General features: G+C 62.7%; 10 protein-coding genes. 3 read left to right on the forward strand and 7 right to left on the reverse strand.

Annotation, left to right across the window (positions count from 1 at the left end):
* From MOV74_RS20165 to MOV74_RS20190, 6 genes are all read right to left on the reverse strand, one after another.
* On the reverse strand, positions 1 to 382 hold a 382-nt coding region (locus MOV74_RS20165), incomplete at its 3' end, for an IS110 family transposase (RefSeq protein WP_246925969.1).
* Positions 383 to 682: 300 nt separating this feature from the next.
* The gene (gene fahA / locus MOV74_RS20170; RefSeq protein WP_246925971.1) at positions 683 to 1,957 is read right to left on the reverse strand and encodes a fumarylacetoacetase; all 1,275 of its coding nucleotides are present in this window, start codon (positions 1,955 to 1,957) and stop codon (positions 683 to 685) included.
* 178 nt (positions 1,958 to 2,135) lie between these two features.
* Positions 2,136 to 3,482: a homogentisate 1,2-dioxygenase gene (hmgA, locus tag MOV74_RS20175; protein ID WP_246925974.1), complete on the reverse strand. Its 1,347-nt coding sequence runs from the start codon at positions 3,480 to 3,482 to the stop codon at positions 2,136 to 2,138.
* A gap of 2 nt (positions 3,483 to 3,484) precedes the next feature.
* On the reverse strand, positions 3,485 to 4,441 hold the full coding sequence (locus tag MOV74_RS20180) for an MBL fold metallo-hydrolase (RefSeq protein ID WP_246925977.1): 957 nt from the start codon (positions 4,439 to 4,441) through the stop codon (positions 3,485 to 3,487).
* A 24-nt stretch (positions 4,442 to 4,465) separates the two neighbouring features.
* Complete coding sequence (locus MOV74_RS20185) at positions 4,466 to 4,690, reverse strand: DUF2783 domain-containing protein (protein WP_246925979.1); 225 nt, start codon at positions 4,688 to 4,690, stop codon at positions 4,466 to 4,468.
* Positions 4,691 to 4,698: 8 nt separating this feature from the next.
* Complete coding sequence (locus tag MOV74_RS20190; RefSeq protein WP_246925981.1) at positions 4,699 to 6,339, reverse strand: FAD-dependent oxidoreductase; 1,641 nt, start codon at positions 6,337 to 6,339, stop codon at positions 4,699 to 4,701.
* Between the two features lie 110 nt (positions 6,340 to 6,449).
* On the opposite strand from MOV74_RS20190, the gene MOV74_RS20195 reads away from it, so the two are divergent.
* Both MOV74_RS20195 and MOV74_RS20200 read left to right on the forward strand, forming a co-directional pair.
* Positions 6,450 to 6,989 (forward strand): MarR family winged helix-turn-helix transcriptional regulator, encoded by a 540-nt coding sequence (locus MOV74_RS20195; protein WP_246925983.1) that lies wholly within the window; start codon positions 6,450 to 6,452, stop codon positions 6,987 to 6,989.
* 322 nt (positions 6,990 to 7,311) lie between these two features.
* Positions 7,312 to 8,157, forward strand: coding sequence for an MBL fold metallo-hydrolase (locus MOV74_RS20200; RefSeq protein ID WP_246925984.1), 846 nt, complete (start codon positions 7,312 to 7,314; stop codon positions 8,155 to 8,157).
* Positions 8,158 to 8,535: 378 nt separating this feature from the next.
* On the opposite strand, the gene MOV74_RS20205 is transcribed toward MOV74_RS20200, so the two are convergent.
* A complete protein-coding gene (locus MOV74_RS20205) occupies positions 8,536 to 9,342 on the reverse strand; it encodes an N-acyl homoserine lactonase family protein (RefSeq protein ID WP_246925985.1) in 807 nt (268 codons plus the stop codon).
* Between the two features lie 378 nt (positions 9,343 to 9,720).
* Between MOV74_RS20205 and MOV74_RS20210 the strand changes: the two genes are divergently transcribed.
* Positions 9,721 to 10,512, forward strand: a 792-nt coding sequence (locus MOV74_RS20210; protein ID WP_246925986.1) for a caspase family protein, incomplete at its 3' end; no start/stop codon positions are given.

Below are 10,512 nucleotides of genomic sequence, written 5' to 3' on the forward strand. Positions count from 1 at the left end.
CGGCGAACGGCAGCAACCGAGGATCGGGAGCGGCATGGATCTTCCGCACCGCTGCGGTGCAGGCGGCGATGATAGCGGCATCGATCTTGTCGTTCTTGGCCCGCTGTAAATGGAATTTGGCATAGGCTCGGACCTGAGCCGGCTGAAACACCACAACCACAAACCCCTTGCGTCGCAGTTCGGCGACGACAGGCTGTTCGTAACCGCCGCTCGCCTCGATGCCGATGCGCTTGACGCGATGCTGTCGCAGCCACGTCAGCAAAGCCTCATGGCCTTCTGCCGTGTTCTCCACCTGCAACTGCTCGCTGCTGCCATCGATCGCCACATCGAGCTTCCGCTTGCCGGTATCGATCCCGGCACAGATCGTGGTATGCTTGGCCATCTTCGTCGATCCCTCCCTTGTTATGCGAACCTAAAGTTCGTTCAACCATTCGGGTCCCGATGAAGTGCCGATCGCGATCTTGCTATGTCTGACAGCCCTCAAGGCTTCGGTGGGCACCGATCCGATCGAACGGCGACCCAGCTCGGGCGGCCACCCGGGCTGGGCCATTCCTCACGGAACGGCTCAATATAATCGATCGCCCTAATACAAGGGTGGGCAAAGGCGCGCAGCGCCGTGCCCACGTGACCGATGTGGTGGGCACGCTACGCTTTGCCCACCCTACGGCACCGGAGTGCGCAGCTACTCCGCCGCTAAAATGGTCCCCTCGACCTCACCAAACCCAACGCGATAGCCGTTGCCCTGGCACCAGCCGCGCATGACGAGGCTGTCGCCGTCTTCCAGGAACGAGCGTTTCACCCCGCCCGGCAGCTCGACCGGCTCGGTGCCGTTCCAGCTGATCTCGAGCAGGCTGCCGCGCTGGTCCTTCTCCGGGCCTGAGATCGTACCGCTCCCCAGGAGATCGCCGACATTCATGGCGCAGCCAGAGGAGGCGTGGTGCATCAGCTGCTGCACCGACGACCAGTACATGTACTTGAAATTGGTACGGCTGATGCTGGCGGGCGCATTGGCGCCAGCGGCGCGCAAGGAGACGTCGAGCGCGATATCGTAGTTCTGCGGCTTCGCCTGCTTGAGATAATCCAGCGGCACCGGCTCCTGCTCCGGGCCCTTCAGGCGGAACGGCTCCAGCGCCGCGCGCGTCACCACCCAGGGGCTGATCGATGTCGCGAACGCCTTGGCGAGGAACGGGCCGAGCGGCACATACTCCCATTGCTGGATGTCGCGTGCGCTCCAGTCGTTGAGCAGCACGAAGCCGAAGATCATCTCCTCGGCCTGTTGCTCGGTCAGCATGCCGCCCATCGGCGATGGTTGGCCGATCACCACGCCCATCTCCAGCTCGAAATCGAGCCGCTTGCACGGCCCGAAGCTCGGCACATCCACATTCGGCGGCTTCAACTGCCCGCGCGGCCGCTTCACGCTCGTGCCTGACACCACGACGGTGGACGCGCGGCCGTTATAGGCGATCGGCATATGCAGCCAATTCGGCTGCAGTGCATTGTCCTTGCCGCGGAACATCACGCCGACATTGGTGGCGTGCTCCTTCGACGAATAGAAATCAGTGTAGCCGGAGACGGCGAACGGAAGATGCAGCCTAGCATCGCGCATCGGCACGAGCGCCTGCTTCCGCAGCTCTTCGTTCTCGCGCAGCTCCGGATGGTCGTGGCGCAGCAACTCGCTGATGCGGGCCCGGGTCTTGCTCCAGACCTTTGGTCCGAGCGCCATGAACGGATTGAGCGAGGGTCCGGAGAAGACGCCAAGCGGGCCGACATCGAGCCGGGAATCCTGTTCGAGTTCCCAGAGATCCAGCACGTAATTGCCGATCGCGACGCCGACACGCTGTGTCGGGTTGGCCGCGGTCGAGAACACGCCGTAGGGCAAGTTCTGGATCGGGAAGTCGGAGGCGGGATCGACGTCGATGAAAGAGCGGAGGCTGGGATCGTTGGGGTGCGTTGTCACTTCAGGCTCGATTCTCTCTTCCTTCTCCCCTTGTGGGAGAAGGTGGCGCTAAGCGCCAGATGAGGGGTTCTATCCGCGTATCCGAAGTGAGAGGCTTACTCGCGGAGAGAGACCCCTCACCCGTCTCGCCGCTTCGCGGCGAGCCACCCTCTTCCACAAGGGGAGAGGGGAAGAAAAGCTACGGCTTGCTCGGATCGAACCGCTTCTCGAGACCCTTCCAGCAATCCGCGTAATCGTCCTGCAGCGTGGACGCATTTGCGGCATGCGCCGTAACGCGCTGCGGGTAGCGGGTCTCGAACATGAAGGCCATGGTACCGGTCAGCTTCACCGGTTTCAGCTCGCCGTTGCTGGCGTGCTCGAAGGCGTCGCGGTCGGGGCCGTGCGGCAGCATGCAATTGTGCAGGCTCATGCCGCCAGGGACGAAGCCCTGCGGCTTGGCGTCGTAGACGCCGTAGATCAGGCCCATGAACTCGCTCATGATGTTCATGTGATACCAGGGCGGACGGAAGGTGTTGTCGGCGACCATCCAGCGTTCGGGGAAGATCACGAAGTCGATATTCGCGGTGCCCGCCGTCTCGGACGGCGAGGTCAGCACCGTGAAGATCGAGGGATCGGGATGGTCGAACCCGATCGCACCGACCGGCGAGAAGGCGCGCAGATCGTATTTGTAGGGCGCGTAATTGCCATGCCAGGCGACGACGTCGATCGGCGAATGCGGCAGCTGTGTCTTGAACAGCGAGCCGCCCCATTTGACGTAGAGCTCGGTCGGCGTGTCCTTGTCCTCGTAATGCGCGACGGGGGTGAGGAAGTCGCGCGCATTGGCGAGGCAATTGGCGCCGATCGGCCCACGCTCCGGCAGCGTGAACGCTCCGCCATAGTTCTCGCAGAGATAGCCGCGTGCCGGACCGTTCGGGATCTCGACGCGAAACTTGACGCCGCGCGGGATCACCACGATCTCGCCCGGTTCGGCGTCGATGCGGCCGAACTCGGTGACGAGGCGAAGATTGCCCTGCTGCAACACGAACATCAACTCGCCGTCGGCATTGTAGAAATGCTGGTCCACCATCGACTTGGTGATGAGATAGACGTGCGCGGCCATACCGGCCTGCGTGTTCACATCGCCGGCGGTCGTCATGGTCTGCACGCCCTGGACGAAGGTCACATCATCCTTCGGCAGCGGCGTCGGGTCCCAGCGCATCTGCGCGATCGGCAGATCGTATTCGTGGCACGGCGCCGAACGCCACAGCCCAATATCGACCTTCTCGAAACGCCCGGAATGCTTCACCGAGGGGCGAATACGATAGAGCCAGGAGCGTTCATTGGTGCCGCGCGGCGCGGTGAAGGGCGAGCCCGAGAGCTGCTCGGCATAGAGGCCGTAGGCGCAGCGCTGCGGCGAGTTGCGCCCGATCGGCAGCGCGCCCGGCAGCGCCTCGGTCTCAAAGCTGTTGCCGAATCCCGACATGTAGCCCGGCGTCACCTGAGCCGAGCTTCGGATGATCTGATCAGGCGAGGTGTTGATGTTCATGACTATCCTCCTCCTTGCAAGGCCGCCCACATCTCCTGGTCACGCTTGTCGGTCCAGATCACGGGGTCGTCGATCCCCGACGCTTCGTCGAAGGCGCGCGACACGTTGAACGGCAGGCAGTGCTCGTAAATTGCGAAGCTGTGGAATTTCGGATCCATCACCTCGCGCGTTGCCGCCATCGTCTCCTTCAGCGTACGCCCCTTCGCAACCGAGATTTCGGCCGCACCATAGAGCGAGGTGACGAAGTCACGCGTCATCGCGATGGCCTCGCGCACCGTGGCTGTACCCTTCAGCGCATCGCCGCGGCCCGGCGCGATCGCCTTCGGATTGAAGTTGCGGATCTCGTTCAGCGTCAGCGGCCATTCGCGCAAGTGAGCATCGCCGCAATAGCAGGCCGAGTGATATTCGATGAGATCGCCGGAGAACATCACCTCGGCATCGGGCACCCAGGCGACGATGTCGCCAGAGGTGTGGCCGGCCCCGAGCTGCATCAGCCGCACCTCGCGCTTGCCGAGATAGATCGACATCTCGCCTTCGAAGGTCAGCGTCGGCCAGGTCAGGCCGGGAATGCTCTGCGCGTCCTGGAACAGCCGCGGGAAGCGGCCATATTCGGAATCCCAATCCTGCTTGCCGCGCTCTTCGATGAGACGATAGGTCTCCTGCGAGGCGACGATGCCCTGCGCCTTGTAGGCGGAGGCCCCCAGCACGCGCACGGCGTGATAGTGCGACAGCACGACATATTTGATCGGCTTGTCGGTGACGGCTTTAACGCGCTCGATCACCTTGTTCGCCATCGCCGGCGTTGCCTGCGCATCGAACACGAGACAGCCGTCGTCGCCGACGATGATTGCGGTGTTCGGATCGCCCTCGGCGGTAAAGGCATAGAGATCGGTACCGATCTCGGAGAAGGTGATTGTCTTCTCGGAGAGGTCGCCGGTGGATGCGAAGTTCTTCGCCATCAATTCGTCCTTCAATTCACGGGGTCATTGTTGTTGCTGTTGCTGCTGCTGGCCGTCGATCATGCGCCGCTTGGCGAGGGTGATCGCCTCGCGCAGCACATCGATGTCGCCGATATGGTTGGCGAGGATCAGCACCAGCGCCGCGTCCAAATCGGCGCTCTGCTCCTCGGTGAGACCACGGTGCGCCTCGGCGATGGCACGGAAGGCATCGTCAGGTCGCGCGAAGTTGGAGCTGGTGGAGAGTGGCATGAAAAACCTCAATTCAGGCCTTGTGTCAGGCCTTGCGCCCGCGACAGGGCCGCCGCGATCACCGCCCGCGTCGGATGGCGAAAGCGCGCCGCGACATAACCGTCGGGCCGGAGCAGATAAGCGGCGCCCGGCTCGGCGTCATAGCGCCTTGCAACGAGGCCCGCGGGATCGGCAAGTCCGCCCGCGCCGTCGATGCGGATGTCCTTCACCCCATCGGGCGCAGCGACCGCCGCGCCATTGCTGAACGACAGCAGCGTAAAGTCTGTTCCACCCGTCCGGAATGCATCCGTCAAATAGCCCTGCTCGCCCGAACCCATCGCAACGGGGGCATCGAGCATGGAGCAGCCGGGAGCCGGTCCGCCGCGCCAGGCATCTGCATCCGGTGACGACAGCGGCGAATCGTAGCTGCACGGCACCGACAGGCGGCCGCCATTGACCATTCGCTTGCCGAACTCGGTCTCCTTGGCGAGCGACAGCACCGCCTTGCGCAGCCGCGCTTCCTGATGCGAGTTCGGTGCCATGAAATCGGTCGAGCGCGTGGATTCGCGGATGTTCTCGTCGGCGGCCAGGCTGCGCTCGGCGTGATAGCTCTCGAGCAGGCTCGCGGGCGAGGCACCCCGCAGCACGCGGTCGAGCTTCCAGGACAGATTTTCGGCGTCCTCGAGCCCGGAATTGGCGCCCCGCGCACCGAACGGCGAGACCTGATGCGCGGAGTCGCCCGCAAAAATCACGCGGCCATGGATGAAGCGGTCCATCCGCCGACACTGGAATTTGTACAGCGAGATCCACTCGAACTCGAACTTGTCGTGCCCGAGCATGCGGGCGATCCGCGGCCGCACGTTCTCCGGCTTCTTCTCGACGACGGGGTCGGCGTAACGATTGAGCTGGAGATCGATGCGCCAGACGTCGTCGGGCTGCCGGTGCAGAAGCGCCGAGCGTCCCGCATGGAATGGCGGATCGAACCAGAACCAGCGCTCGGTCGGGAATTCCGCCGTCATCTTGACGTCGGCGATCAGGAACTGGTCCTCAAACACCTGGCCGGCAAACTCCGCGCCGACCATCTGCCGCAGCGAAGATCGCGCACCGTCGCAGGCGATCACATATTGCGCATGCAGACGATAGGCGCCCTCCGGCGTTTCGATCGTCAATGCTACGGAATCGTTGCGCTGCTCCAGCGCCGTCACCTTGTTGCGCCAGCGCAGGTCGATCTCGGGCAGATCCCGGATGCGGTCGACCAGGTAGGCCTCGGCGTAGTATTGCTGCAGATTGATGAAGGCCGGCCGCTTGTGGCCGTCCTCGGGCAGGAGGTTGAACTGGTAGAGCTGGGAGTCCCCGTGGAAGATACGGCCGACGCTCCACACCACGCCCTTGGCGACCATGCGCTCACCGACGCCGAGCCGGTCCCAATATTCCAGCGACCTCTTCGAGAAGCAGATCGCGCGGGAGCCCTCGCCGATGCGGTCGGCATCATCCAGAAGGACGACGCGCTGACCGCGCTGGGCGAGATCGATCGCGAGCGACAGCCCGACCGGACCGGCGCCGACAACCACGACCGGATGCTCGGCCGGGCTTTGGCCAGCGCGGTCCTGATCGGGATGGCGGCGATAGCCGAACTGGGCTTTGGCCTGATGCGTCTTGGCCTGCGCCATACACTAACCTCGGCTCTGGTCAGGAGTGGACCGATCTGCTAGATAGTCTCACGTGCAACTATTTTGGACCGGAGCCGGCCGGCCGTCAACTGGAATTCGGAGCGCGCTCCTTGGCGAGAACCAGCAACATCGCATTGAAGGCACGCGAAGCCGATGAGGCTTCTGCGCGGCCAAAGGCACGACTCGATCTGTTCAAGTTCGTCCCGTTCCGCCTCAACCGGCTCGCGGCCGAGGTCAGTTCCGCGCTCTCGGTCGAATATCAGGAACGGCACGGTCTCGACATTCCGGCCTGGCGCGTGATCGCCACGCTCGGCTTCCGCAACGATGCCTGTAGCGCGCAGTACATCTCGCAATGCACCCGCACGCACAAATCGACCATCAGCCGCGCCGTCACCATGCTGTTGCACGAGGCGCTGATCGAGCGGGTCGAGAACGAAGCCGACCGCCGCGAATTCCGCCTGCAACTGACGAAGAAAGGCCGCGCGCTCTACGAAGAGCTGTTCCCGCAATTGCTGCGGCGGGAGGACGAGATCCTCGCCTGCCTCTCGGCACAGGAACGCAAGCAGCTCTCGGCGCTGCTCGGCAAGATCGAGCAGAGCCTCGATTTGATCCAGACCAGCGAAGAGGCCGACGCCAAGCAGGCGTATTAGGGCGCGGAACCATAGATTCTGTACATATGTGCCGGATGGCGAGGTCCGCATTGCCCAAAAGCGGACATCGACGATGCATCAGCGAATGTCCGCCAAGGGCCACAAGGCGCACCCTTAGAGCTGTAAGATATTGAGTGAGCTTGATTGGCTCTCCACTGGCTGATTAAGTGAGCTGAAGCCCTATGGTCTTGGCAGACAGCGCGAGGTTTCAATGCTGCATCGCCGCACTTTCCTGAGGTTTGCGACGTTTGTAAGTGGCGCGTCACTGTTAAGGGTGCCGTTGGCACAAGCTCAATCGGAAGCGAAGGCACGGACTAGGATCGTGTTTCTCGGCACCAAAGGGGGTCCCCGCGTCGAGATCGGCCGCTCCAATCCAGCCAATTTAATAGAAATCAACGGCACGCGTATCGTGCTCGATTGCGGCATGGGCGTCAGCCATCAATTGGCGGAAGCGAAAGTACCGTTGACCTCGGTAAAATACATCCTGATTGGCCATCATCATTCGGATCACAACCTCGAATATGGCAATCTAGTCTACAACGCCTGGGTCTCTGGCCTCTCGACGCCGATTCATTCGTTCGGCCCGAACGGGCTCGAGGAGATGACAAAGACTTATTGGGAGCTGAACAAGTTCGACGTTGACACCCGCATTGCGGACGAAGGACGCCCGGATCCCCGTCCGCTCTTGATCGCGAAGGATATCGTCGCCGACGGCGAGTTCCTGAAAACCGATGAGTTTACGATTACCGCTTTTCGCACTCCGCATCCTCCGATCACCGACAATTTCGCCTACAAGTTCACGACTCCCGACGGCGTGATCGTGTTCTCAAGCGACACCGAATACAATCCGAAGTTGGCGGAATTTGCCAAGGGCGCCGATGTGCTGGTCCACGAGGCGCTTTTCGCCCCATTCGTGGAGAAACTCGTCGCACGCGTTAAGAATGGGGCCACGCTGGGCAAGCATTTGATGGCGAGCCATACGACGGCGCAGGATGTCGGCAAGATTGCCAGTGCGGCTGGCGTGAAATTACTGGTGCTCAGTCATCTAGTGCCTGGTGATATCGATGTCACCGACGATCAATGGATTGCCGCCGTCAGGGAGAACTATTCCGGCAGGGTTAGCGTGGCAAAAGACCTGATGGAACTAGTGCTTCCGGTTAAGCCGTAGACCGCTCAGAGTGAGGCCCTTTCGAAAAGGCGGTCCCGAGATGATCGCATTCGATCCCTCTGAGCCGGGGTCGGTGAACGGCTTCTAGAGTACGCGGGTGATGATGACCGCTAAGGGTCACAGGGCGACATTCCGGGTTCGGGGCCGGGTGCCCGCTTTACCCTCGAAAGCAACCATCCCGGATTTACGAAGTACACGCCCTTGCATTCCTGATGACCAGTCGCCCCCTCATGGTGAGGAGACGCGCAAGCGCCGTCCAGCGGAGGACGCTTCGCATAACCGCGAGAACCATGAAGGTTCCGCTGCTGCATCTCGGCCTTCATCCTTCGAGACGGCGCGCAAGAGCGCGCCCCTCAGGATGAGGGTCTGGCACTCACGCTATTTCGCAAATGACCGCGACGGCGGCAGGTGCAGCGCCCAGGCCTCGACCTTGTCGCTGGCGCGCGGATAGATTTCCGTCACGATCGGATCGTGGCCGGGGATGAATCTATCAGGGTGGCCGGCGAGGCGCTCGATCGTCTCCCAACCCACCGCCATGTCGCCGACATTGTAGACGATCGGGAACGGGCTGCGCCGCTGCAGGTTGGCGTAGTAATGCGCGGCATCGGACGCCAGCACCACCGGGCCGCGCGCGGTCTCGACCTTGACCACCTGCAAGCCGTCCGAATGGCCGCCGACGCGGTGCACGGTGACTCCGGGCGCGACCTCGCCGTCACCGGAATAGAAATTGACGCGCTCGCCATAGACGTGGCGCACCATCTGCGTGACGTGCTCGACCGAGAACGGATGGCGCAGCAGGCCGTTGCACATGCAGCGGCCGGTCGCGTAAGCCATCTCGCGCTCCTGCAGATGGAAGCGCGCATTCGGGAAGCGATCGAGATTACCGGCGTGGTCGTAATGCAGATGCGTCACGATGACGTCGCGAACGTTTGACGCCGCAACGCCAAAGCGCTCCAGCGCATCGACCGGATTGAGCGTCAGCTTGCGCGCCCGCGCGCTCGCCTCCTCGGCATTGAAGCCGGTGTCGACCAGAATGTCGCGGCCGCCCCCGCGGATCAGCCAGACGAAATAGTCGAGGTCCTGCGCCGCGCTGTCATGCGGATCGGGCTGAAGGAAGTTCATGCTGGGGGTACGCGGCGACATCGTCGCATAGCGCAGGGCGTAGATTTCGTAGGCGTTTCCCATGATTCTTGCTTTTTGCTTTGCTTTTCTGAGTGGACCTTCCGGGACGATCCTGCGCAGCAAGCCATTGTCCGCTGCAAAGGTCAAACGCCTCGCGGCGCGACGGGGCAGACCTTTCAATGTGAGACCAATCACATTTTCGACGCCATGGAGGTCCTAACGTGCCGCCGGCCAGATCGAGCCGGATCACGTCGGAGCAGAAACATGAGACTGTTTATTCCCCTTGCGGCGCCCCGGACGTTGCGGTCAATCGTCGCGATAACGCCGAATCTCCAAGTGGTTGACGCCCCCCGTCCCCAGTTTGATAATGCAGGAAGCGTAAGTTAAGGTCGCCGCGGCGCAAGCTAGGAACGGCGCCTTTTTGGCTGGACCGCGCTGATTATGAAAATTCGCTTCTTTTTCCTTCTGCCCTTGCTCATCTCGCTCGTCCCGACTGCTCCATCGCTTGCGGCCGGAGACCGTTTTGCGTTGGTCATCGGCAATGCCAAATATCCGGACGCGGATGCCCCGCTGAAGGAACCGATCAACGATGCGCGCAACGTCGCCGACGAGCTCAAGCGCGACGGCTTTGCGGTCGAGATCGGCGAGAATCTGACCGGCGACGGCATGCGCCGCGCCTTCGACAAGCTCTACGGCAAGATCAAGCCGGGATCGGTGGCGCTGGTGTTTTTCAGCGGCTTCGGCATCCAGTCGGCGCGCCAGAGCTACTTGCTGCCGATCGATGCGCAGATCTGGACGGAATCCGACGTGCGCCGCGACGGTTTCAGCCTCGAGACCGTCCTCGGCGAGCTCAATACCCGCGGCGCCGGCGTGAAGATCGCGCTGATCGACGCCTCCAGGCGGAACCCGTTCGAGCGCCGGTTCCGCAGCTTCTCGGCCGGCCTGACCCCGGTCATCGCGCCGAACGGCACGCTGGTGATGTATTCGGCGGCGCTGGCCTCGGTGGTCTCGGACGCCGGCGGCGATCACAGCCTGTTCGTCCAGGAGCTCCTCAAGGAAATCCGCGTCCCCGACCTGATGGCCGAGGAGACGCTGAACCGGACCAAGATGGGCGTCACCCGCGCCTCGCGCGGCGAGCAGGTGCCGTGGATATCCTCTTCATTGGCCGAAGACTTCTCATTCAGCCCGGGAGCCGGCGGATCGCGTCCGGCACCGTCGACGGCGCCTGCGCCT

Origin of the sequence: Bradyrhizobium sp. SHOUNA76 (assembly GCF_023006445.1) — a bacterium.
Classification (GTDB): Bacteria; Pseudomonadota; Alphaproteobacteria; order Rhizobiales; family Xanthobacteraceae; genus Bradyrhizobium.